Origin of the sequence: Olivibacter jilunii (assembly GCF_900607235.1) — a bacterium.
GTDB lineage: Bacteria > Bacteroidota > Bacteroidia > Sphingobacteriales > Sphingobacteriaceae > Olivibacter > Olivibacter oleidegradans.
In genome coordinates this window covers 884,267-910,000 of record NZ_LR027848.1, presented here as the reverse complement: position 1 = coordinate 910,000, position 25,734 = coordinate 884,267, and the positions used below count along the sequence as shown (strand labels likewise).

Annotated in this window: 13 protein-coding genes; 3 read left to right on the top strand and 10 right to left on the bottom strand. The window is 39.7% G+C overall.

Annotation, left to right across the window (positions count from 1 at the left end; genetic code table 11):
- Nucleotides 1-9 precede the first annotated feature (9 nt).
- The 5 genes from E0E36_RS03770 to E0E36_RS03750 form a co-directional block, all read right to left on the bottom strand.
- Entirely contained in the window at nucleotides 10-3,006 is a 2,997-nt protein-coding gene (locus E0E36_RS03770; RefSeq protein ID WP_130854775.1) for a SusC/RagA family TonB-linked outer membrane protein, read from the bottom strand.
- An 892-nt stretch (nucleotides 3,007-3,898) separates the two neighbouring features.
- Nucleotides 3,899-5,230, bottom strand: a complete 1,332-nt coding sequence (locus E0E36_RS03765; protein WP_168204529.1) for a hypothetical protein — start codon at nucleotides 5,228-5,230, stop codon at nucleotides 3,899-3,901.
- A gap of 1,677 nt (nucleotides 5,231-6,907) precedes the next feature.
- Nucleotides 6,908-8,335 (bottom strand): hypothetical protein, encoded by a 1,428-nt coding sequence (locus E0E36_RS03760; protein WP_130854773.1) that lies wholly within the window; start codon nucleotides 8,333-8,335, stop codon nucleotides 6,908-6,910.
- Nucleotides 8,336-8,530: 195 nt separating this feature from the next.
- Complete coding sequence (locus E0E36_RS03755) at nucleotides 8,531-9,250, bottom strand: IS4 family transposase (protein WP_130854772.1); 720 nt, start codon at nucleotides 9,248-9,250, stop codon at nucleotides 8,531-8,533.
- Nucleotides 9,251-9,252: 2 nt separating this feature from the next.
- The gene (locus E0E36_RS03750; RefSeq protein ID WP_256377670.1) at nucleotides 9,253-9,696 is read right to left on the bottom strand and encodes a DUF4372 domain-containing protein; all 444 of its coding nucleotides are present in this window, start codon (nucleotides 9,694-9,696) and stop codon (nucleotides 9,253-9,255) included.
- A gap of 148 nt (nucleotides 9,697-9,844) precedes the next feature.
- Between E0E36_RS03750 and E0E36_RS03745 the strand changes: the two genes are divergently transcribed.
- Entirely contained in the window at nucleotides 9,845-10,963 is a 1,119-nt protein-coding gene (locus tag E0E36_RS03745) for a hypothetical protein (RefSeq protein WP_130854770.1), read from the top strand.
- Between the two features lie 274 nt (nucleotides 10,964-11,237).
- On the opposite strand, the gene E0E36_RS03740 is transcribed toward E0E36_RS03745, so the two are convergent.
- The 5 genes from E0E36_RS03740 to dapF all read right to left on the bottom strand — a co-directional run bounded on the left by E0E36_RS03740 (nucleotide 11,238) and on the right by dapF (nucleotide 22,724).
- Complete coding sequence (locus E0E36_RS03740) at nucleotides 11,238-12,704, bottom strand: SusD/RagB family nutrient-binding outer membrane lipoprotein (protein WP_013664398.1); 1,467 nt, start codon at nucleotides 12,702-12,704, stop codon at nucleotides 11,238-11,240.
- Between the two features lie 10 nt (nucleotides 12,705-12,714).
- Nucleotides 12,715-15,960, bottom strand: coding sequence for a SusC/RagA family TonB-linked outer membrane protein (locus E0E36_RS03735; protein WP_130854769.1), 3,246 nt, complete (start codon nucleotides 15,958-15,960; stop codon nucleotides 12,715-12,717).
- A 486-nt stretch (nucleotides 15,961-16,446) separates the two neighbouring features.
- Complete coding sequence (locus E0E36_RS03730; RefSeq protein ID WP_130854768.1) at nucleotides 16,447-17,874, bottom strand: SusD/RagB family nutrient-binding outer membrane lipoprotein; 1,428 nt, start codon at nucleotides 17,872-17,874, stop codon at nucleotides 16,447-16,449.
- Nucleotides 17,875-17,895: 21 nt separating this feature from the next.
- A complete protein-coding gene (locus tag E0E36_RS03725; protein ID WP_130854767.1) occupies nucleotides 17,896-21,165 on the bottom strand; it encodes a SusC/RagA family TonB-linked outer membrane protein in 3,270 nt (1,089 codons plus the stop codon).
- 770 nt (nucleotides 21,166-21,935) lie between these two features.
- The gene (gene dapF, locus E0E36_RS03720; protein WP_130854766.1) at nucleotides 21,936-22,724 is read right to left on the bottom strand and encodes a diaminopimelate epimerase; all 789 of its coding nucleotides are present in this window, start codon (nucleotides 22,722-22,724) and stop codon (nucleotides 21,936-21,938) included.
- Nucleotides 22,725-23,041: 317 nt separating this feature from the next.
- Between dapF and E0E36_RS03715 the strand changes: the two genes are divergently transcribed.
- Both E0E36_RS03715 and E0E36_RS03710 read left to right on the top strand, forming a co-directional pair.
- Nucleotides 23,042-24,091, top strand: a complete 1,050-nt coding sequence (locus E0E36_RS03715) for a ligase-associated DNA damage response exonuclease (RefSeq protein WP_130854765.1) — start codon at nucleotides 23,042-23,044, stop codon at nucleotides 24,089-24,091.
- On the top strand, nucleotides 24,075-25,673 hold the full coding sequence (locus E0E36_RS03710) for an ATP-dependent DNA ligase (RefSeq protein ID WP_130854764.1): 1,599 nt from the start codon (nucleotides 24,075-24,077) through the stop codon (nucleotides 25,671-25,673). Before E0E36_RS03715 ends, E0E36_RS03710 begins: the two co-directional genes overlap by 17 nt.
- Nucleotides 25,674-25,734: the final 61 nt, after the last annotated feature.

Genomic DNA, 25,734 nt, shown 5'->3' with positions numbered 1-25,734 from the left:
TCTTATATTTTAAAGTGTAAGATTAACTCCGAATGTGTATGATTTTGCCTGTGGTAGTGCAAAGAAACTTTGACCTATTGTTAAATTACTAGCTCCATTAGCTGAAATTTCAGGATCACCTCTAAAATCCTTACTTTTAACAGTCCACAAATTCTGACCGAGGAAATATATTCTCGCACTCGAGAATATTTTTGTTTTTGCCAAAAAACTGCTTGGCAAGTTATATCCTAGGGTTAACGTCTTTAGTCTCAAATAAGAACCATCCATCATTTGCTTCGTGGACGGCTGATGATAGGTTGTTCTTGTATCACTATTCAATGCAGGTGCAAAGGCTTGATCGCCAGGTTGTCTCCAGTAGTCTAAAAGCTTCACGCTTTTATTGTAGGAACCTGATCCGAAATTATCAGTAAATTCTAAGCCATCGATATAAACATCATTGCCTTGAGTAAAGTTAAAAAATGCAGTTAAATCAAAACCTTTGAATGTAAAGGTATTAGTGATACCACCTTGAAACGTTGGGTCTGCTTTGCCAACTATCACCCGATCAGCAGCCGTTGGTGATGTAGTAGGTGTACCATCTTTTGTTAACCACTCCGCATCCCCGGTTTCCGGGTTGATTCCGTTATATCGTATCAAATAAAACGTATTTTTAGAATGTCCTACAATTGCTCTTTGCTCGCCTGTTCCCAAAAAGTTTCTTCCGTCTTCGTCTCTATTTTCAGGTAGCTCCAAAACCGTGTTCTTGTTGAACGCTATATTAAAAGAGGTTCTCCAAGTAAAATGATCGCGATTGATATTTTCAGAGTTGATTGTAAATTCAAAACCTCTATTTCTTAGTTTACCTACATTCTGCGACGCACTAGCGAATCCTGTTGTAAAAGGTAATGGTACATTAAGCAATAGATCCCGCGATGTCTTATTATAAAAATTCATTTGAATATCGATCGCGTTGAAGAATCGACCGCTTAGTCCCACATCGAACTGAGCCGTTTCTTCCCAGCTTAAATTGGGATTTGCAACCCTGCTTGGAACTAACCCAGACTCACCATTATAATTAACAATCTGACTATTGGCATCGGTTCCCGCTAAGAAAGTGCCTAGATAATCATAATAACCTATATTATCATTCCCAGCTGTTCCATAACTAGTGGTCAATTTCAGGAATTGAGCAATATTATTATCCTTATTGAAAAAACCTTCATTGGAAATGACCCAACCGCCTGATAGAGCATAGAAGTTTCCATATTTTTTATTCGGTCCAAACCGCGAGGAACCATCACGACGAAAAGATCCTTCAAACAAGTACTTATCATCGAAACTATAGTTTACACGCGCAAACTGAGATTCAAGCGCCCAGTCAAAAATCTCTTCAGATGCGGAAACTGGATTTGATGCTGATCCAACATTAGGCAACCCATCGCTAGCATAACCTGTTCCTTCCACAAATATTTGCGTCAATGTAGCCTTTTCAAAACTGTAACCTAGCAATGCGCCGATGTTGTGTCTGCCATCAAAAGTTTTGTTATAATTCAGCGTATTGGTAGTCAACCATTTATTATCGGTATAATTAGTACGATATCCATAACCACCAGGTGTTAGCAAATCTGACTCTCTATATTTTTCGTCAATTTTATAGTTATCAATTCCCCAATCGGTCTTCAGTTTCAAACCTTCAATAACTTCCAATTCTGCGTAAGCGTTACCAGTACTTCTATCCGACCAATTTTTATTTATACCAGTCTGTTCAATAGCAATTACATTAGCAATAAAGCCCGTGTTTTGAAACTTTCCGTCAGGACCATATGGTGTAATATAAGGCAATTGCAAATAAGCCGATGTAAGTGGTGCATAAGTATTGTTCTCTGCCCCAATTCTATCCATATCAACGTGAGAAAGATTATAATTTACACCAAAATTCACTTTATCAGAGACCTTATGATTTAAATTAATGCGTCCAGATAAACGATCCATTTGGTTTCCTATCGTATAACCACTTTCAGTAGAATACGTTCCTCCAACAAAAAACGTTGTCTTTTCACTTCCTCCAGTAGCGCTGAGGTTCGCGGTATTCACATGACCCGTTCTAACAACATTATCTATCCAATCGTAACTTGTCGTTGGGAATTGCGGAACAGAGGCATTATTCGCTGTCAAATAATCGGTTCGAAATTGACGCCACTGATCAGCGTTCATCATTGGTTCTAAGGAAGTTGGCTTGGAGAACCCTGTAAAGTAATCCGCATTTATCTTTGTTTTACCTTGCCCAGTTCCCTTTTTGGTAGTAATAAGTATGACCCCGTTAGAACCCCTTGATCCATAGATTGCAACTGCAGAGGCGTCCTTTAATACCGTCATACTTTCAATATCATTGGGATTGATGTTAATCAATGGGTTAAGGGCTGAGGCACCTCCTTGCGCTTGAGTATACTGCGCTCCAGCAGAATTTAGAGGTACACCGTCAATTACATACAACGGACGTCCACCCGCACTTAGAGAGGAACCACCTCGAATGGTAATTTGCGCTTCAGCACCTAAAACACCCGATGAGTTCACCATATTAACGCCAGCAGCTTGCCCTTGTAGAATTTGCTGGGGAGTCTGAATAGGTACATTTTTAAAAGACTCCGAACTTACAGACGCTACTGTTTGAGTACTTAAAGCTCGACTCTGCTGTCCATAACCAACAACCACAACTTCCGATAACTCAGAAGCGTTAATACCTAGCGTTACATCTAAATTGTTTCCAGCGCTTAAACTTTGTACTAAGGTTTTGTAACCAATATAACTGAAAGTTAAGCTTACAGCTCCTGCTGGAACGGATAAAGAAAACATTCCATCATTGCTGGTCTGGGTTCCAATAGTTGAACCGCTCACTACCACTGATACTCCTGGTAGGGGCTGTCCGTTTTCGTCAGACACTTTTCCGCTGACCCTCCTTTCCTGCGCGTATACTGCTCCTATTAAGAGAGTAAACAGTAAGAAAAAACTTAGTAGTTTTTGTTTCATGTGTTTTGTGTTTTGGTTAAAATATTAAATTGATTAAATATAAAGCAACTGGACTATATTTAGGCTGAACCCGATAAGGTTTACGCATCAAGTATGATGTCAAGGCATATCCTTTCACTTGGTCCCGGATATTGATCCGTTGAACAATATACAAATTGCTACTTATCATAATAATTCGAGTTCAGTGTACGCAAAAGACAGGAAAAATGGCTTTAGAATAGGTTGATCAATCCACTCAATTCTTCTTCACTTACATTTGTCATCCTAATTAGGCTAAGTAAATCTATCTCAATACGTTACACTTAAGTTATTATAAGAAAAATTTGACAATTAGTTACCAAAATTAAGATATTGAAAATATTTTGCAAGGTTTTTTTTTATCTATTCATAAATGTAGGATAAAATTTCAGCAAAAAAGCTTGTAGCGCCGTTTTTACTAGCTTCCTTAAAAACGCGATTGTAACAAACAAGGTAATTAAAGTATTGAAAATCCTCATACTCACGAATACAAATAATCCAATGATTGCTTATTAAAATTTCATGAGAATTGTAACGCTATGTACCTCAAAATAGTCAAATAAGTTGCAAATTGAAATGCTAGAACTTCTTTTGCGAATAACAAATTAAAGCAAAGTAGTTTTAGAAAGTAGTTACATTTACTTGCTATTTCAGACAGTTGTTGCCGTCGATAAGAAAATTAACGCCGATAAAATATAGTTAAGATGGTTGTCCGCATGAGGACCGACAATCCTGTCTTCACAATTCTTCGAGGAATGAGGAGACAAATTTATCTCCTTTTTAGTCGGCCCCTTCCTAAAAAGGAGATAAATTGTATATGTAACCAGTTCTTCTTTTGTTTATATTTCGCCTAGATCTAAACAAATTATTCTTACTAAGTCGTTGTACCTGGATCTCCAGGGTTAGGGCTTAATATTTGGATTGTTATAGGTTTCTTTAACGTGATTGGAACTCCATCCATTAGAAATGAAACGATCAAGTAATCAGATTGTGACGGTTGACCAGCCCTAATGTCAGCTGTTGTATTTGATGTAACCTGAATAAAGCAGCCAGGAGGTGGCGTCCAGGTGACCTGCGAAATAACTCTATTAACTGACGAGCCAGTTTTTACAATTTGAAACGTTGAAAAATTTCCAAGTTCATACAGAAATGAAGGCCCCTCCAACCGAACTTCATTAACAATTGGTGAGGTATAAACTTTCGAAACGATTTTATTACATCCGTTAAGACTTATAGAAATTTCCCCGCCCCCTAAGCCTGTTGTTTTTATCGCTACAGAAGGTCCCACGTTGCTACCAACTATTTGAAAATCGCCGGAAACAGACCATGTAAAATTTGAGTTAATTGGCAAAGAAAAGGCTTCAACAGAATATGTGGCAACCTGATTAACGGTCAAAGATTCCGGTCCTACAACTGCAAATTGATTTTGTTCTTCGATAACAATATTGTTCCATAGTTCTGCTGTAGAGTTTGATTTTCCAGAAGTATTTGGAAGAGCGCTTAGCCAAAGATAATCGTAACATTTATCAGCAGTAAATAATAATTCAACTGCCTTTGTAGATCCCTTAGCTATAGCGGGAAAAATCTGTGTCGGCTCGGACGAACCTGTCAAATTAATTGGACCCGAATTTGCACAAATCGACATAATTGTTGGGTTATTGGTTAACCTTGCCTGTAAAGTCGGAAATCTTCTAATATCTTTAGTTTGCCCCCATTCATAATCTGTTCCACCAAGAGTAGTCTTTATTTTATATATCGACCCTTGCTTAAAGGGATACTTAATTGCCATACCGCTGCCATAACTCCCAGGTAAGGATTCAGAGTAGGCGTGTAAAGTAGATAGGCTTAAATAGTAATAAGTCTGAGGATTAAGATTATTTACGTTAAGCTTAGAGAATCCTTGAGTAGATTTGAAAGTAATACCATTAACGGTCTTTTCTGATGTAGTACAAGCGTCATATCCTTGAAAGGATTGAAAATTTATAGTTGTTGATTTCGTGTTTGGTGTAGTTGAAAGCGCGACGTTCGAAGTTGCAGCATTTGTTCCGCTTTTTATCATGCTCATCGCCTGATCAAAGGTAATAGACCTGTCTTGTTTCGAGTCTCTATCTTTCTCAAACGAGTCTTTCTTAGAACATGAAAACACAAACGTAAAGACTAGAATTATTGGTAAACATCTTTTCATAATTTTAATTTTATCAAACATAACATAAAATATTAAATATCCAAAGTTACAAATTAGTATCAGCAAAATAAAGTTATTCAAAAAGGCACTAAAATCACACTTTACCTATCTCTTGAGTGTCTTTGTTTTACACCTGTCATTTTCATAGTCATAAGACACATAATTTAAATACGACAGCAAAGTAGTTCATCTAATAGTATAAGCTCCGACTATTATGCTCTCGATAGCAGCGATTGATTAAAGAGCTGGACATCAACTGTATTTAACCATAACTAAAACTAAGCCACTTCGGCATTGATACTTGCAGACCTTGAAACAAAACAAAAGCAACGCAAGCTAGAAATAAGAATGTTAGCTGGAAATAGGTTTTTCATATTTTGTTTATTTAATAAATCCTAAACTTATCTTTTCTAAAAGAATCAACACAAGGATAAAGCAATTATCTTAGAGTACCCCCAGAATAAGGCCGCAAGCCAGCCTATGGGATAGTCTAGCTTCTTTGCAAGATAGACTTTTAAAAAGAAAATCCGAAAAAAAATTCAATCATATAGACTTATTTAAAAAAGCACATAGAATTACAAATCATCAATGTTTAGTCATCATCTAAAATTAAAATTAGATAAGAATTGTAACAAGAGTTAACTATATTATTTCGTATAGAAGATTAATCTTTTCCTTCCAGCCAATCTTCCAACTCCTTTTTCTTTTCCCGATTTGTCTTCACTTCTGCGATCTCACAAGATGGATCCAGTATAAAATAAGGCTTCGCTTCTCACGCCTTACTTCCTTTATCGCTTTCCTATTTACCACAAATATTGGATGAAGGTTAATTCAATAACTGCTAATTACGCTATTTTAACAGCGTCAGAAGCTATTCGATTTATTATGTTTTCAATGAGCTCCTACTTTTCTTTGCTTCGCCTCCCTGAACACAAAGAAAACCGCCACTAAAACTTCACATTTTATTAGCAAAATAGAGTCCTTTATAAGCGAAGCGAATTAAACTGAAAGCGAGACGGCTTATTTGACTAGCGAAACACAAATCTTTGATAGTAAAACGTATCAATCAAAGAGCACGATGCCGAACCTTGATGGCACTGTGTCGTATTCCAGCACCTCAATACGGCATAGTGCAATCGAAATAACCTATTTTACTAATAAAACGCAGCCTTCTATCGGAAAAATGAGCCGATTCGATAGCTAAATGAATTTTAATAATGGTAGTTTACAGGATATCATGAGCGAAACGATAGAATTTAATCTCTCCATTGTTTGCAGTGTTCTGAAAAACCACGATGAGTGCTAAACCCATTTGTATCATCACTATCCTGTTCCGTAGGGTCCTATTGAGTGATAGGCACTGGAAACCTATACCTTGATAGCTCCGTTTATTTTCATCTCCGCAATCCTAAATAAAACAAGAGAAACAATCTCAGAGCGACTGCAACTATCCGATCTACTCTACCAGTATTACTATTTAAGTTTCGAAAGAGCAAGCTCTATTACGATTATGTTGTTCAATTTTACGGATAGCCAGATTAAAGTCAGTGCGGCAAAAACACAATGGTTGTTCCTTTAAGATCTCTACATTTGTTTAAACTTATCCATGATTAATTTCCCCTTTGACAAGAGTTGCCTGAAAACACAAAAACGCTGACGGCAACCTTTTCATGATTTCTATAAATCTCAAAAAAAAGCCTATTTGTCCACTATATTAGCCTTAAAAGTTTTTATTATATGAACTTTGCTGCTTCCATTACTCGGTACCAAATCGAAAGATACTCTAACGCCGACTACGTCCAAGGCTTTATTGGAGCTTAGTTGTCTCCCTTTATAGACTTTTGAACTTATCAAAGCGTTCTCAACTCCATCCTCTACAGCAAGCATTTCCTGTTCTATATTTTCTATCGTTGCATACTTGCTCACAAACGGATTAAAAAGATATTCTAATGAGCCTTCGTTTAATTGGTACTTATAAGCAAGCTCTCCGCTAGTTTTTGTAAAAAATACCTCGGGCATCTTATTCAAGTAAAAAACACCTAATGACTCATTAAAAATTGGGAACTCCCCAACACCATTACTCCAATCAAACCCAGGACATCCGACTACTGGAGTCGTGATCAATGCGTTATTCACTAAATTATTAACAGAAGCAGTCGTGGCTACCTTAATCATTTGAGACATTTTTTTGTCCGCAGTGACAGCATTAAAAAGATCGATTTCTTTGGAATCATTAGTGTCAAGAATGTTGCTATCTATAGAAAATTCTGGTATAATATTTTTTGCATCCTGCAACTCCTTAGCTGACCTCAAGTTAATTTGGTATAATTCGCCTGCTCCGCCCACATATGGAAAACTTTGATTTTGTATGTTAAATCTTAAAGGCAGACTTCCTGAAAAATCGTGTCTCCCAATAGTACTTTGCGTTGTTTTTCCAAATCCCATTACAAAATTTAACATCTGAGAATCGCTTACATTAGGATCATAAGCTACTTCAAACTCAGAAATATACCAACTATTGTTCTTAACCTCTTTCGGTTCAATAATACTAACACTGTTAGATTGTTTATTGAGATCAACAATAAGTTGATCGGAAAAAATAAGGGTATGCCCCCCTCCTGAATGCATCTTAATTGTATTATACAAGACATTGAGATCTTTAATTTGACTAATATCAGTATTGTCGATATATTTATACATTCTTATTATACCACGATATTTATTATATAGTATAAAAAAGTCTAAAGGATTTTCGTATTCCGTTGAAAAAGTATTATATAGCAATTCCCATCCGTCTCTTTTTTTAAAGTCGAGCATGTAGTTACTATCATAATCTTGTGACAAGCTAAACCAAGGAGCGAGAATAGGCTCCTTACCAGCAGGAGTAGGCATGTATTTAATATGCTCCCAGTCCAATAAAGATTGCCTACCCACTTTAGTGGGTTGCAAAACCGCAGAGCCTTGGTCAATGATACTATACTGACCAACTTTCCCAGGTGACGACACAACGATTAGACCTTCTTCTTGATCAGTCGTTTTGATGTTATCTTTGTTGCAAGAGATCATAAAAGAAAGCGCAACAAGAAGAAAAAATATTTTGAAGAATATCGTATTTAATCGAATCATAATAGGAACAGGCATTATTAAACAGAACACTGTCGATGCTAATTTAACATTTTTTTTCAATTAATCAAACTACATAAAGCTTTACTCCACACCTGTCCAAAATAAATTTTGGAGGTAAAAGATTGTTGGTTCGCTACTATTGAGGGTGATATTTTTGTTGAGCAGAGAATACTATCCCCGGGTGTTGGCATAAATTTAACCATCAAATAATTTCAGCTGCCCTATTTCTATAATCTGCTTTTGGTCGTAGAAAGGATTGTTGAGCCAGTTTATAAGTCCGATTTTAACAAAGAGATTCAGTCTGATAAATGTTACCAGATTGGACAAATACCATCTGTATCCGGCTTTCTGCTGTAAGAATTTTAGGAGCAGCACAGCAATCAGAGCAGTCCAGAGTTGTATTTTTACTGCATTTTCGCTTGTGCCCACGAATGATTTTATTTTCAGGTGCTGTTTTACGTGTTTGTAGAACACTTCGATATGCCATCTTTCTTTATAGATATCAGCCACGGTCTGTGCCTTCCAGTGGAGATTGTTTTTAATAAAGGTGTATTCCTGCCCCGTTGTGTTGTCCAAATAAACAACCATGCGCATTTCCCCGCTGTATTCCGCTGAAGCCTTCCAGGCAGTAAGGGTAATAAGCCGGTCTGCAAGGATAAAGGTATTGCCCGCACTTTTTTCGGTATTATCTTCAACAATCCGGTAGGCCATGTTCGTTTTTGCCCTGGTAACAAAAAAACACCGGTTGCTGTCCAAAACACATAGCCATTTATAATCAACGTATCCCCGGTCCATTACGATGACGCTCCCGAGGGGAAAAGAAAGCTTTTTTGCCACATTGATCTCATGGACACTTCCTTCGGTGATGGCAGTGAATACCGGCAGGCAGCCATCATAATCCAGCACCGTATGCATCTTCACTGCCCCTTGGTGCTACGGTAGGTAGCCCAGTCGAACACCTTCAGGCACAGGGGAATCACCGTGGCGTCCAGCAGATATACAATCCGTTTCAGTCTTTTAAGACCCGTAAGGGCGAAACTGTGCCGATGCCACAACTCTTCCAGCATTTTATAATAAAAGTCCCTGAAGAGTTCGTAACTACGATGTCTGTTGATATAGGAAAGACTTGATTTGCAAGGAACGCGACCTATACCCAGGTGGTTGATATTGCCCGTGGTGATCCTAAGGCCCTTGCTGATATCATGGACGGAACTGGCTCCACCTATATGGCAGAACAGCATCGACACAAAGTGGGCCCAGCTGTTGATCCCTTTCCTGTGCTTATCGCTACCATGCTTTTTTACCAGCCTGTCGAATTTTTCCCTCGGAAAATAAGACAATAACTGACTGAATAAACTTATATTTATTCATCAGGTATGTTATCTTTATGGCATTCATGCTATCCGCACAGCGGATGGTACCATCGGAGGTTAATGTTTGATTTAAGCACTCAAAACACACGGCTTTTTAGCCGTACTCCTTCTTTTTCCTTAATTATTTTTCAGCGTTTTGGACGCATGTGGCTCAGTCCTTGTTTGGTCGTGCTCAAAAGAAGAAGATAAGCAAATCGATGCGAAGCTTCAACCCATTCAAAAAATAGCAGCAGTTATTCCACCAACTCCTTCACTCATCAAAACGATTAATCGGTTTAACCCAAACTATACCCCAGCCGGATCGATGAAAATCGACACACTGTATAAGATATCTGGGAATGTGACGCGAGGCAAAAGTGACAGTCTGATAAAATTTGAGCTAGGCTTCTCAGATAATGCATATATAATCTTTAAGCATAACTTCGTCAAAGGTAATAACTATGCCATTAGTGTGCCAGTCAATATGGAGGGGTACAACGATGACTGTGGTCTTTTGGGTGTAGATTGCAAAACCTATTTCCCAGAACTCGAGATATTCACGTTAAAGAGTTTAAATTTGAGCAGCGCAACAGATCTCTGTTCATTGAAGCCACTTTTATTAAGAACATCTAATGATAACGTAGTATCATGGAAAATTCCACAAGGGCAAAAGAATACTCCAAAAAACCAAAGCAAAACAGTCAATCTGAGCTTTACAGCGAACGAATGCTCTAACTATATCGTATTTAGAGCATCAAGTCAAGTTTCAAAACCAACATATCTTTACCTAAAAAATATGAAAATTACAAAAACGTCTGTTCTTCAGTTTGAAGGAGAAGAAGAGATGTGCGTTGGTACTACTCAAACCATCGGATATAGTGCAAGTGGGTTTATTATAAACATACCAGTAAAATGGTATGTAAAGGGAGGCTCACAAATCGTTGGAAGTAATATTGGCTCAAGTGTGACAATAAAATCTCTAGGAAATAACGGCGGAAAGATGGGATTCTTTTCCTGCACGGATACCATAGATGGTTTTGAATTTGAAGTGAGGGCCCCTGCGGATTTTCAAATACTTGGCAAACCTGTTGTACGACCATTAGAGCAAACCGTTATTTACTATTTGCCTGAAGAAATCGGTTTATCGAATACATCATTCGAGGTAAGTGGTGCAACCGTATTGAGTAAAACGGCAACATCTGTTCGCGTTAGAATCAACAATATTGTAAATAATAGCATCCCAATTGTTGTTATTACCGCTAAGGGAATGTTCTAGATACTATCAATAAAAACGAGTAGAATACTTTGTGCAATATAAAACTCTATCCCCATCTCAAACTAAATATCAAACTCCCTTGTCTTTAAACAAAACTAACGGTCATTGAACCTCCATCTATACGGAGCTAATTTATCAATTGTAAAACTCCTGAATTTAAGAGATTAGTACAATTGACAAAAGAGATTTAGATGAAACATGCAAGATTTTTAAACAGCGAGGCTTTCTTAGTTTTAAAGAAAGCCCCACTGTTTATACATGACAAATATGGGGACTACGGCATCCACCACTGTTTAGCGCCTTTAGAATCAACGCCTCCAGGGATCTTTGAAACGGCTTCTCTATAATTGACCGCATTTCTTGTTTGCTCTTCAACCGGATAAGTCATTCTGTACGGCACAAAATCAACGTTTTGATCAAGGCTTCCGCTAACTGGAGCAACAAATAATTGGGCCCCACCAGGTTTTTTGATATCAAGACGTATTCTTTCTAACCATGCTTGAATTCCCTGCATATACATAGCTAACCACTTTTGTACTCCTATCACATTCTTCCAGTCGCTGCTGTTATATGGGCTTCCTGCTATATATTGGTTAATAGCGTTGGCATCCGTAACACCCCAATAGTTCATAGAGGCAGTAATCCCTTTTTTATAAAAGTCTTCGGCAGTTCCCCCTACACTAAAACCTCTTTCTGCTGCTTCAGCTAAAGCAAAAGCTACTTCAGGATAGCTCATAAAAATTCCAGGTTCTTCTGCTGCTCTAATACGTGTACCAGGCAAGGAAACTTGATTAGCGTTAATGACAGTGGAAGATCCATATACATAACCAATATATTCACCGCTTACGGCTGCAGGACTTGCATAAACAGGCAATCTTGGATCATTAACTTCCTTCATGTAGTCAACCAACGTCTTCGAAACTGAAAAATCGCCCGTTCTTGATTTGTAACTTTCGTTGATTGGATTGTTATTCGGAGCGTTTGCTAAATAGTGATAGAGTGCATTATCTTCATTACCTTGAAAAACGCCCGAGCTCACCGCGGCTTCAATCGCACTTCTCGCAGCCTGTGTGTCTTTGTCTACCATACGCAAGGCGATTCTTACGATAAGCGAGTTCGCGAACTTTTTCCATTTTAGAACATCACCTCCGTAGATATTATCGCCAGAGCCATAGCTTGGCTGACTTTCGTCCAATATACTCACCTGCTCTTGCAAGGTTTTTAACAAATCAGCGTATATGACCTGCGATGATTCATATTTAGGGTTAAGCGCAGCCTCTCCTTGAAGGGCTTCGCTATAAGGAATATCTCCATAGATATCTGTCAAAACATGAAACGCCCAGCTTTTTAATATCTTAGAGATAGCTGATTTATTCGGCGACCCGCTAATTAAATCTGCCTCGTTTTGCTTAACACTTTCCTCTAAATTATTAAGTACATCATGGTAATATGCCAACCAAAGATTATAGTTAACATTGGTTCTAATTTGATATCTACTTTCTTCTGTATAATCCGGTTGCGACCACTGTTGCGAGTAGAGTAAACCAAAACGTCCATTCTGCCATTCATCCCAAGTATTATCCATCGCGTTTTTCTGTGCATAGGATAACAAATATTCAGGGTTGACCTCATGTGCGTTGTTTGGGTCATAATTAAGCTCCTCAAAGCTCTTCGTACAAGACCCCAGTCCTATTAGGCCTAAAATAGCTAGAAAGCCAATTTTATAATTATATCGTTTCATTTGCTGTCAATTAAAAAGTTACGTTTAGATTAAAGCCAAAGGTTCTTGTAGAAGGCATCGATACCCCTTCAATACCTTGAAGATTGCCTGTTGATAAAGCAATTGCCGATGGATCAACATGTGGAATATTCGACTTCATAAGCCATAAATTCCGACCTGTCAAGGCAACTCGAACACTTTGCAATCTCAATTTCTCTACAAAAGATTTAGGCAAGTTGTAGCCAAGGTTTACCTCTCTTAGATAAATATAACTCGCGTCATATACATTCTCAGCAGCAATTCTTTGTCCACCATTTGCATTAAAGTGCGTATATGCATCAATTGAAACATCATTAGGGGTACCGTCTTCTTTAACGCCAGGTACGATAATTCCATTTTCTCTGATACCATTTGCAGCGGTCTCTTCAAAAAGACCCGATGATTTACCGAACAGGTTCGTAATTGAGAAAACATCTCCACCTGATTGAAAATCAAAGTTTACGCCTAAAGAAAAGGCTTTGTAGCTAAATGTATTCATAAAGCCTCCGGTAAAATCTGGCAAAATGCTTCCAATTTTTTCTACACCATTACTTACTTTATACAATCCATTTGGTAATACAACCTTATCGCCGTTTTCGTCGTACACGAAATTAGTTCCCATGATACTTCCGTAGGATTCGCCTTCTTCAGCATTAATGGTAGCAATAAAAGGTGCTGTTCCTATTGTTAGATTGGTCACTCTTTCACCAGTTACCGGATCGGTATACAGCTCTATAAGTTTATTAACGTTTCTTGCAATGTTGAAAGTTGCATCCCAAGTGAAACCACCGCTTGTCTTAATTGGAGTACCGTAAATAGCCAATTCTAGACCTTTATTTTGCATTTTTCCGGCATTAATAATTCTGCTGGAATATCCGGAAGTCGGTGAAATCGCCAACGGAATAATTTGGTCTTTTGCCGTTTTATGGTAGGCTGAAAAGTCAAATCCAAAACGGTTGTCAAACATGCGCATCTCTAAACCGGCCTCGTATTCAACCGCCGTTTCAGGCTTCAGGTTTGGATTATTGAGTTGCAATGGACGCGTATAGCTTGGATTGTCGCCAATACTTTGATCCGGTTCAAAGATATTCAGCAGACGATAAGGGTCCGTATCGTTACCTACTTTAGCTGCTCCGAAACGCAACTTTCCAAAGTTTAACCAACCGGAGTCACGCATTGATCCCAATTCTGAGAAAACGAATGAGGCAGATGCTGCCGGATAAAAGAATGAATTATTATTAGCAGGCAAAGTTGAAGACCAGTCGTTTCTTCCGGTAAGATCTAAGTAAATAAAATCTTTATAACCGAATGAGGCACTGGCGAACACCGAATTCATCCGGTTTTGAAACAATTGTTCAATGAGTAAGGCTGGAGATGTAGAGTTACGCAAATTGAAAAAGTCTTTTACGTTTAATCCGCCTACTGTTTGTCCACCATTGATACGATACTGATTTTCCCTTCTGTTAACACCCGCCATCGCATTTACACTGAAATCGTTAAATGTCTTATTGTAGCTAATTCTGGCTTCGAAGTTCTCTTCTTTATTGAAACGTTCGTAGTGGGAGTAAAATGGCACGGCATTGGATCCAAAGGCGATCCGCTCTTGACGTATATCGGTATAAAAATCAGTCATCGCTTTGGCACTTACCTTCAATTCATCCGTGATGTCATAAGTTAAGCCAAAAACACCATAGAACCGATCCCTTCCATCATTCTGGTAGTTTTTATAACGTGTCCAATACGGGTTGTCAGTGTAATTCGCTGCAGGATCGTCGTATGCTCTTCTGTTCCATGTACGTTGAGAACCATCAGGATTTTCATAGTTCCGCATATGTTCAATATCCCAGCTGCGCTGTCCAAAGTTGTTGAACTGTTGCATAACGTTAGCGCCGTCATACCCGGTTCCCGGACGACCGGTTGCTTTTGTTCCAGCGTAATTAGCACTCAAATCCGCATGAAGGCGGGGAGAGAAATTGTAATTACCATTAAAGGAAATGTTATTCTTTTCGAATTTAGAGTTAGGTAGTATAAAGTTCTGGCTCAAATTCGTATAAGCAACGCGAAAACTTCCTTGATCATTAGCACCGTCCAACGCGACGTTATTTGTATAGGTCATGCCTGTTTCAAAAAAATCGCGTACGTTATTGGGGTGTGCCACCCAAGGAGCACTTACACCAGCCTCATCACCTTCAAACGACCAATAGTGTCTTACAAGCAGATTAGGATCGAATTTCGGTCCCCAAGATTCGTCTCTCGCATAATCTACCAATAAATCGTAACGTTCGCCATTTTCATCTTGATAAGTTCCATTTGGTGTATATAGTCTTTGAAAAGGTTGTGGTCCGCCAAGTTCATCATCCCAAGCTCCTCCTCCATATTGATTTTGGTAGTCAGGCAACTTATAGACCTTATCCATCTGTGCATTAAAATTGTAAGAAACACCCAAGCCTTTCTTCTTAGAGCCTTTCTTTGTGGTAATTAAAATGACCCCGTTTAGTGCCCTACTACCATATAGTGCTGTTGCTGCAGCTCCTTTTAATACGGAATAGCTTTCTATATCATCTGGATTGATGTCTTGAATGGTATTTCCATAATCATAACCACCGGCACCGCGCGCTTGGTTTGTTCCTGGCTTACCCGTTGTAGCGCTTATTGGAGCAAAGTTCGAATTGTCCATAGGAATACCGTCTACCACAAAAAGCGGATTGTTATTTCCTGTAATGGAACTAATGCCACGAATGCTGATTTTAGCAGATCCACCCATGTTACCACTACCTCCTACAACTTGTACCCCTGCTACTTTACCATTTAAGTTGTTCACAAAGTTTGTTTGCTTTGTTTGGGAAACATCTTCACCTTTAATCTCTTGAACGGAATAACCAAGGGATTTTTTTTGGCGCGATATACCTAATGCAGTTACAACAACCTCATTCAGCTGCGCAGCATCTTCCGAAAGGACGACATTATAAGTATTCGACTGCGTTAGGTTAATAACTTGTTTAGTGTATCCAATGTAAGATACGGTGATGGAACTTGCTCCGTCGGGTACATTCAGGCTAAAATTACCTTCTGCATTGGTTTGTGTACCGGTAGTTGTACCCGTGACAATCACGGACACTGCAGGTAAAGCTTCTCCTGCTGAAGAAGTCACCTTTCCTCTAATCGTTCTCTCCTGCGCATAAGCCACTCCCAAGAGCAGAAATGACGCCAGAAAAAAACTTAGTAGTTTTTGTTTCATGTGTTTGATTTTAGTTAAAATATAAAATAGGGTATTATAAGCAATTAAATAAAAGAGAAAAGATTGGCTGAATAGAATCTATTCACCTGGTTTAATAATAAGTACGTATGCCCTCGCTTGGGTATCCATTTCCTCTATCGTAAGTACTTCTTTTTGTATCCTCAGTAAACCTTCTTATGTTCTTTGGAAGTACATAAAAGATTCGTCTATTCGCTTGTAGCTAACAAGCTTTAATATTAGCTAGATGTTAAAAAATGTTAAATTCAACCGCAAATATTCCTTCTATTTTAAAATTTTCAAAAAAAATAAAAAAATGTTACAAAAAATGTGGCTCAGATACATTAGAACAATATTAGAAGTCTCAATTGTAACATTTTGGCAATTTCTCTTTATCGCTTGATTTATTGAATCTTCGACGGAAAACGTCATAACAAAAAATGCCTCCCTTGCGGAAGGCATTTCAAATTTATAATAGCTAATTGACGCTTAATTCACATCCCAGAAAACTTTATGAACCACATCATCTCCTCCTAATTTTGAGGCCGCAGCGTCTACGTTGGTACCATTCAGTGTACGTTCGCTCACCGGATAAGTGAGTCGGTTAGGTATAATGCCCGGGTCCACCGCTCGGAAGGCAGGCTCCAGCTGAGGGTGATCAAGTCTTTTCCATTCTACCCAGGCATCATAACCTCGGTTATATAAAGCTAACCACTTTTGAACGCCAATCTTTTCTTTCCAATCACCCGAAGCGCTAGCATAAGCAACCGCTGGCTGCGCTAAATAGTTCGCTACATCGCGGTCGTCTCCACCCCAATAGGTGATAGATGCTTCAATCGCTTTGTTATAATGCTCGCTTGGTGTGCCTCCGATGCCCCATCGGGCAGCAGCTTCCGCTAAAATGAACTCTACTTCCGAATAATCGAGTAGCAGTGCTTCGAAATCAGGGGCAATTACTTTATCACTTGGCTTGGAGTTCGTTGAATATTGATTACTGGACCCAATTCCTCCACCAACATATTCACCATTAACGGTAGTAAAGAAGAATGGGCGCCTTGGATCTTCCAAGCTATTCAATACATTAACAAACGGTCCTCCAGCTACGTAATCTTGCCGCGAAGTAAACTGAGAATTCAAATTATTGGAAACCGGATTATTATTAGGCGAGGCCGAAACATAGGCAAAGGCGGCATTGTCTGCATTGCTCGTAAAAGCAGCTGCTGCTGAAGCTGTGATGATTTCACGTGCCCTGAGCTCGTCTACATCAGCAAGAGTTATGGCCATTTTTAGTTTTAAGCTATGCGCAAACTTCAGCCAAGCGGCCATGTCACCACCATACAATAAATCTGCACTGCCAAAACCTTCTCCACTCGGGTCTATCATGGCTATCGCCGCATCCAATCTATTCAGTAAATCGCCGTAAATCGTGGCTGCATCATCGTATTTTGGTTGGCCGATATCGGAAAGAGCCTCTGTATAAGGTACATCTCCCCATGTATTGACGAGCACCGTCCAGGCATAAACAGAAGTAATTTCAATAGCAGCTATTTGATTATTCCGTTGAACGTCTTCAATTTCCGTATCCTCGGTTGCATAAGTCTTTGCTTGCTTTAGATCATGTAAAACTTCTTGATAAAGCGGCTCCCAAAAATTTTCAGGAATATTTCGGGTAACAAAGTTATATCGAGGCTCGTCTTGGTATGTCGTGGCAGTCCATTGCTGAATCCAAAACCGAAACACATTGATATTAACGCTCGGAGAAGTTACATCATCCGTAAGTTCTTTCAGTGCATTACTGAAGAGTGGCGCCTGCGAAACTTCTGCAGGATTTTTCTGATCGACATTATAGTCGTCCAGGTTTTTTGCGCACGAAGCTAACAAAACTAGGGGCGCAATATATAAGAATATTCTTTTCATCTGTATACGATCTTAATATTATTAGAACCTCATTCGAACATTAAATCCAAAATTCCGAACAGCAGGGTACACCCCACTTTGAATACCCTGTAAGTTACCGGAGCTTAAGCCCCCTTCGGGATCTGCATAAGGTACATTACTATGAATTAACCAAAGGTTTCTGCCCACTAAAGAAAAGTCAATCCCTTTGAAGAAATTGGTATTGGCCAGCCACCTATTAGGTAAGCTATAGGTAAGCGAAACTTCTCTAAGTTTAATATATCCCGCGTCGTAAATAAATCCCGCTTGCGGATTATTGGCATAACCATAAGGTGTTACAGAATTGTCATAGGCTTCTACGCGGGTTGCGTTGGGAGAGCCGTCGGGATTAACCCCTGGCAACACAACGCCACCTCCTTGACTGATTGGTAAACGCTTTGGATTGCCTAAATCGTTCAATCCAGCCGTTTCGGGATAGATCCCGGTCGACATTCCGTAATATTGATCCAATGAGAATAAACTACCGCCTTTTTTAATATCGATTAAGAAGGACAATGAAAAATCCTTATACTTAAAGTTGTTTTGAATACCGCCCAACCAGTCGGGATTAATATTGCCTAGCACTTGATCCGGACTGGAAGTAAGATAGTAACCATCTTCGCCAACTATGCGATAGTCGGGGTCACCATGATGTCCATCAAGATATAGATAATCAACCCCTCTTAAAGTACCAAAGGGTTGATCTAAAGTGGCATTTAAGGTTATACCACCTTGGAAGGTACCAAGCTGTAAATTGTTATTCCCTTCGTACAACTCGATCATCTTATTGCGGTTACGTGCGAAATTCAGATTCAGAGTCCAAGAAAAATCGTTGGTCCGCACCGGGATTACAAAAGCACTCAGTTCGAAACCTTGGTTTCGTAAAGAACCCGCATTCACCCAACGCCGATCATATCCGGTGGCTGAGGAAACGGTTACGGCCATAATCTGGTCAAAGGAGGTTGAGCGATAATAACTGGCATCAAAGCCGACTCTTGAATCCCAGAAATTCATCTCCAAACCTACCTCAAAACTTTTGGTACGTTCCGGTTTCAGATTTGAATTACGTAGCTCCTCAGCAATAGAAGCCATAGGAATTCCATTAAAAGGTGTATTAATGGTGTAGGTATTATACAAACTTAAAGCCGATGCGTCGTTTCCAACCTCCGCATAATTAACCCGTAATTTACCGTAATCTAGCCAGTTGGAATCCTTTAATAAATTTGAAAACAAGAAACTACCGGCAACAGAGGGGTACCAATACACATTGTTATCCGTTGGAAGTGTAGTTGACTGATCGCGACGGATAGACCCTTCTATAAAATAAGTTTCTTTGTAACCGAAGTTGGCATTGGCAAAAATACCGTCTACTCCGATTCTTTCATACCGTTCTTTGGGCGGTTCTATCGGGAAAATGGAGTTGGAAAGGGAATAAATGCCCTCATAAGCTAAGCCCCCATTCGTTTGTGCCCGAATAGCCGATAAATAATTTCTTCTCAAGTTACTTCCCAATAAACCCGTAAATGTCAAATCTTCTGCCAGATCTTTATGGAAATTAAGCATCAAATCGTAATTGGCCTCACTATAGGTACGATCGTAACGTTGGTATTCCGGCACTTCTGCACCACCGATTGCCAGGCGTTCTTCCTGGAACTCATTCGATCCATCAAAAGTAACACGGCCCATTACATCCATCCATTCCAGAGGCTTCCAGTTTACGACGGCACTTCCGAAATAACGGTTACGACTGTCGTTCTGGTAGTTTTTGTAACGCTCCCAGTAAGGATTGTTGGAGTAAATAGGTCCAGTTGCGTCGATATCCGACCAATTCCAGGTAACATTTCTTCCCTCTCGCTCGTAAGCTCTTTCCAATTCTCTAATATCGACATTCGTCTGCCACCACTGACGGAAACCCTGATTCGGATTTCTTCCATCATAACCCGTTCCATATCGGCCAATTGCATCTACTCTAGAAAAATTGGCAGTAGCACTAACCGTTAATTTATCATTAATTTGATGGGATCCGGAAAGATTAAACATGTTCTTGGTAATCTTACTGTTAGGCAAAACACCGGTCTCATCGTTTCGGGTATAACCTACTTTATATGTAGTTACATCACCACCTCCATCAATACTGATGCTTTGCATGGAGTTTAAACCGGTTTTATAGAATTTAGATGGATCATTTTGCGCACCTACCCAAGGAGTTGCCTTGCCATAGTTTGGCGAGGTTTCATCAAAGGCATCCCATTGATATACCAACAAATTTGGATCGAAAGCTGCACCATAAGAGGCATCTTCTGTAAAGGGTACTACCAAAGCCGGTCCGGAATTACCGAATACGGTTTCATACCAGAAATTTCCATCGGGAGAGGCATAGCCTTCTTCGCTATACTGGTTAACATATCCCGCTCCGTACTCTTTCTGATACTTGGCAAAGGTGCTTTTATCTATTTTACCAATAGTTAGACCACTATTGATCGTAATATTGGTACTATTTTTCTTTCCCTTTTTGGTGGTAATCATAATCACCCCATTGGATGCGCGAGATCCATATAATGCGGAAGCAGCCGCTCCCTTCAACACGTTGATGGACTCAATATCATCGGGATTGATGTCAGCAGCGGCGTTACCGTAGTCGTAGCCTCCACGTCCTTGATTCTGGGCATCGGCATCTTCTTGCAAATCAGTATTGGTGTTGACGTTACTGACAGGAACTCCATCAATAACGAATAAAGCCTGATTATTCCCGGTTAATGACTTATACCCCCGCATGACTACGTTTGTTGAGCCCCCCATTGTACCGGATTGCTTAATATCCAAACCTGCCACCTTTCCGGAAAGCGCATTTGTGAAGTTATTGTCTCTTGTGCGGGTAATATCTTCGCTTCTCACTTCCTGAGCGGCATAACCCAGCTCGTTTCTTTTACGTTCAATACCTAGCGCTGTCACTACGACCTCACTTAATGCCTGGGCATCCTGTGATAATTCAACGTCTATCACTGTTTGGTTACCAATAGATACCGTTTCTTTCTCAAAACCAATGTAGGAGAAGATTAATGCTTTCGCATTTGCGGGAACCGAAATGGAGTAAATTCCCTCTTCATTAGTTGTTGAGCCTGATGATGTACCGACCGCCATCACGGACACGCCCGGCAGCGGTTCGCCACTGTCCTTTGCAGTGACCTTTCCTCGAATCGTTCTTTCTTGCGCATAAAGGCTTCCTAATAAAGCCAAGCTAACAAGAAAGAAACTGAGTAGTTTCTGTTTCATGTGTTTGTTTGAATGGTTAATGATTATTGGATATAATAGTGCTTACCTTCCTCGTAAGCAACATGTAAGACAATTTCAGCAATATCAACAGCTTTATTCGGCTGGCTTTATTACTAAAACAAATTTTCGACGCTGAGCAGCTCTACTGAAAACAAATTCCTTTCTCAAATACACAATTACGGCGCTAACTTTCATAAAAAATTCCAAAAACACAAAAACTATTCATTACAAAAGATAGATTTCAGTAAAAAACACAATAAAGAATAAAAATTTCCAACAAATATTATTCAAATAACATTCGTATCCAAGAAAAATGAAAAATTGTTACAAAAACACAAAATAAAATATACATAAAAAGCATTTTTATACACATTTATTGTATTTTAAATATCAATAAAATAAAAAGTAAAGAAAAAAATGAAAAATCTATCATCTATTTTTTAAACAAAAGCTATGTTTTTTTTACAAAAAGCATCGGATAAAATTTTTGTATTATAAAAAATTAAAAAAAATAGCAATCTATGCCTTAAAGAACCTTAAAACACACAATAGAATCTTTAAAATAAGTTATTATCATATAAAACGGCGCAATCTCCGGAAGAGTGAGATTCTTTTTTGCTCCCTTATACGACTCGTTAAATTAGCAACTTAGCAATGTTGCAGCGTACCTATGTCCTTCTTACCTATCCAATATTTCTATACGCGTTATAATTGGTTCTTAACGATGGAACAAATAGGTGGGCTATTTGTTCAAAGAAATTGAAAATTGACTAAGAATTACCGGGATATAAACCCTCAAAAACCAGTTTAGCAGGGCCTTCCAGATAAATGTCCTTAAAAACCCCATTTCCTAAATAAGTGAAACGAATATTGAGGTCGCCTCCCATGGCTTTGATTGGGGTACTATATGTCCCTAAGCGGTTATGATGCCAAGCCATAGCGAGCGCTACAGCCGTTACACCGGTTCCGCAAGCCAGCGTTTCATCTTCAACGCCTCGCTCATAGGTGCGTACTTGATACCCATCATTTACGGCCTCTACAAAATTCACGTTAATACCTGCCTGCTTATAGGTGGCGTTATATCGAATCGTCCGGCCTGCAGCAAACACATCGAGATTTTTTAAATCCACCACTTCTTTTACATAATGTGGTGATCCGGTATTTAAGACAAAGTCATCGCCATCTTTTTCAATATGCTCAACGTCTATAATTTTCAAACTAACCCAGTCGGCCGTATCATTTATAGTGGCTTCATGCTCCCCGTCTACCGCCAAAAATCGGGTTGACTTTTCAATAATGCCCAAATGTTTTGCAAAAGACACAATGCAACGCCCTCCATTGCCACACATGCTACTAGGGTTGCCGTCAGCATTATAATACACCATCTCAAAATCATACCCGGCCCGCTGCTGGAGAAGCATAAGTCCGTCAGCACCAATACCAAAACGCCGATCACAAAGCTGTGCCACTAGGGCAGTGTCCTTTGTATCAAATTGCTGATCCCTATTATCGATTAAAACGAAATCGTTCCCGGCTCCCTGATATTTAAAAAATTTCACGTTCGATGATTTTTATATCTCTTTAACGCATCAAACTTAGGGAAAAAGCAGGTATATTTCAACATGATTTTTTCTCAGGGCTATCCTAAATCTTTTTAACGTCCAATGTCATGAGGCCGTCGTACCACGCACGGGGCTATATTTAGGGTTTAAGGTATAATCCCTTTTGTTAAAAGTAAAAGTCCTTCGTTAACGCAAAACGTCCTGAACCTTAAACCTTCCTTCCCAAATACCTCACACCCTATACCTTAACAGTGTATACTCCTCTATACAAACCTTAATCCCTATTACCTGTTATAGAACGGAGAAGTACTTGAATGATGTCAGGAGAAGAGCCTTCTCAAAATGCTATTATGCTTACTTTTAACGACAAAGGAATTTATTGTGCGCAGGCAGCTATCTATATTGACCCATGGTTTCCTGTTGATAAGGCAATTATAACACACGCCCACGCAGACCATGCGCGCTTTGGTAGCAAGCATTATCTTTGTCATCGTGATAGCGCCACACTTCTAAAATTAAGACTTGGACCCCAGACGTCGATTCAGTGTTTAGGCTACGGAGAAGAAATAGACATAAATGGTGTCAAAGTTTCTTTACACCCTGCCGGACACATTATTGGATCGGCACAGATACGTCTTAGTTATAAAGGAGAAGTTTGGGTGGTGTCGGGCGACTATAAGCTGGAAAGGGATGGAATCTCTACCCCCTTTGATCCGGTAAAGTGCCACCATTTCGTATCGGAGTCTACCTTCGGTCTGCCGGTTTATCGCTTTCCCGAAGCTTATGAAGTAGAACGGGATATGCTCAACTGGATCGATAATAATCGAAAAGCCAACATAAATTCACTGATGGTCGGCTACTCATTAGGGAAGGCGCAACGTATTATTGAAGTTGCCGGAAAAACCGGTTTACCTATTTACGCACATGGTGCCATTGTAAATATTCAACAACGATTAATTGATGACGGACACCGGTTGCATAACGTCGCCTATGCATCAGCTGATATAAAAAAAATTCCAGCACCTTATGTCGTGGTAATGCCTCCAAGTGCCTTGCACTCTTCTTGGATGAAGAAATTTGCACCGTACGAAGTAGCTTATTGTAGTGGTTGGATGCAGTTGAGAGGCGCCAGAAGAAGAAGGAATGTCAACCGCGGATTTGTCTTATCAGATCATGCAGATTGGTCACAATTAAATTTAGCAATCACAGCCACGGAAGCCGAAAACATCTATGTAACACACGGTTATAAATCCATTTACGCCAAGTGGCTCCGCGAGCAGTACCATGTAAATGCCATAGAAGTGGATACGTTGTATGAAGACGACCTTTTAATGCAGGAGGACAGGGATGAGAGCATTCAATGAGCTATTCGAAGAAATAGATCGAACAACCTCAACGAATGCAAAAGTGGAGGCCCTCGTTCGTTACTTCAGGTCGGCGCACAACCAAGATCTATTATGGTGTGTATACCTGCTAATGGGTAAATCAACCGGACGCTTTGTTAAAACGGCCATACTTCGCCAAGCGGCCATCCAATTATCGCAACTTCCCGCCTGGCTTTTCGAGGAATCATATCATGTAGTGGGGGATTTGGCAGAGACGATCGCACTGTGTTTGCCACCACCGCTTGAGCCAAAGGCTTACACATTAAACGAAACGATGGCTTTTTTACACGATTTGAAGAATCTTAGCGACGAAGAGATGGAAGCGGCCCTTTCTTCCAGATGGATGCATACACCAAACAACCACCGCTTTGTCTTTAACAAATTGATTACCGGAAACTTCCGGATGGGTGTATCCAAACAACTAGTCATTAAAGCTTTGTCGATAACTTTTGATAAACCGGAAAGCGAAATGGCACATAGACTGATGGGTAATTGGCACCCCACTACGGCGGACGTTCAGCAACTTCTTTTGACAGAAATGCCGAAGGACGAGCGCAGTTTTGAACCGTATCCCTTTTATTTAGCTTATCAATTAGATAAAGACCCTGAAAGTTTAGGAAATGCGGACGAATGGTTTATTGAGCGGAAATACGATGGCATAAGAGGACAGATCATTGTTCGCAACGGCAGTTTATATATATGGAGTCGAGGTGAAGACTTATTGACGGATAAATTTCCGGAATTTCATCCCTTGGCTGATTTACTACCGAATGGTACCGTGATAGATGGTGAGATACTTCCTTTTAAAGACGAAAAAGTACTTCCTTTTTCGGTGATGCAAACGCGGACCGGCCGAAAGCAATTAAGCAAAAAAATACTCGCTGATGCGCCTTTAATCATGATCTGTTATGATCTATTGGAATACGATGGAGAAGATATTCGCGCCCGGCCATTAGAAACGCGACGCAATCTGTTAGTGACGCTCTTGGAAAAGCTTCCCCGGGACATCCCTCTTCTGATTTCCGGCATCATTCCTTGCGATACGTGGCACGACGTCGCTCGCGCACGTGAAGAGGCGAGGGCTTATCAATGTGAAGGAGTTATGCTTAAAAGGAAGCAAAGCATTTATGAAACAGGACGCCGCAGAGGCAATTGGTGGAAATGGAAAGTTGAGCCTTATACGATTGACGGCGTTTTAATATATGGACAACGAGGACATGGACGACGGGCAAATTTATATACCGATTATACATTTGCCGTATGGGATAATGGAGAGCTGGTCCCCTTTGCCAAGGCCTATTCAGGACTGACAGACAAAGAGATATTGGAAGTTGATGCTTGGATAAAACGGCATACCATTGATAAATTTGGCCCCGTGAGGAGTGTAACACCAACATTGGTTTTTGAGCTCGCCTTTGAAGGAATCAGTTCGTCTCCCCGCCACAAATCGGGTATAGCTTTGCGTTTTCCGCGTATCGTCCGTTGGCGAAAAGATAAACCGGCAAAGGAAGCAAACACAAAAGCGGATTTATTAGCTTTGCTGAAGCAACAGAAGGCTTAAAGCGGAAAGCAATGTCTAAAGAAATAGTATTTTACAATTAACAACTATTAACGAATAACCA

Bases quoted from the DNA above. Each gene is read 5' to 3' on its own strand.
- E0E36_RS03710 (WP_130854764.1), top strand. From the start codon at position 24,075: ATGAGAGCATTCAATGAGCTATTCGAAGAAATAGATCGAACAACCTCA.
- E0E36_RS03755 (WP_130854772.1), bottom strand. From the start codon at position 9,250: ATGCATACGGTGCTGGATTATGATGGCTGCCTGCCGGTATTCACTGCC.
- E0E36_RS03715 (WP_130854765.1), top strand. From the start codon at position 23,042: ATGATGTCAGGAGAAGAGCCTTCTCAAAATGCTATTATGCTTACTTTT.
- E0E36_RS03735 (WP_130854769.1), bottom strand. From the start codon at position 15,960: ATGAAACAAAAACTACTAAGTTTTTTTCTGGCGTCATTTCTGCTCTTG.
- E0E36_RS03725 (WP_130854767.1), bottom strand. From the start codon at position 21,165: ATGAAACAGAAACTACTCAGTTTCTTTCTTGTTAGCTTGGCTTTATTA.
- E0E36_RS03740 (WP_013664398.1), bottom strand. From the start codon at position 12,704: ATGAAACGATATAATTATAAAATTGGCTTTCTAGCTATTTTAGGCCTA.
- E0E36_RS03765 (WP_168204529.1), bottom strand. From the start codon at position 5,230: ATGTTTGATAAAATTAAAATTATGAAAAGATGTTTACCAATAATTCTA.
- E0E36_RS03760 (WP_130854773.1), bottom strand. From the start codon at position 8,335: ATGATTCGATTAAATACGATATTCTTCAAAATATTTTTTCTTCTTGTT.
- E0E36_RS03730 (WP_130854768.1), bottom strand. From the start codon at position 17,874: ATGAAAAGAATATTCTTATATATTGCGCCCCTAGTTTTGTTAGCTTCG.
- E0E36_RS03770 (WP_130854775.1), bottom strand. From the start codon at position 3,006: ATGAAACAAAAACTACTAAGTTTTTTCTTACTGTTTACTCTCTTAATA.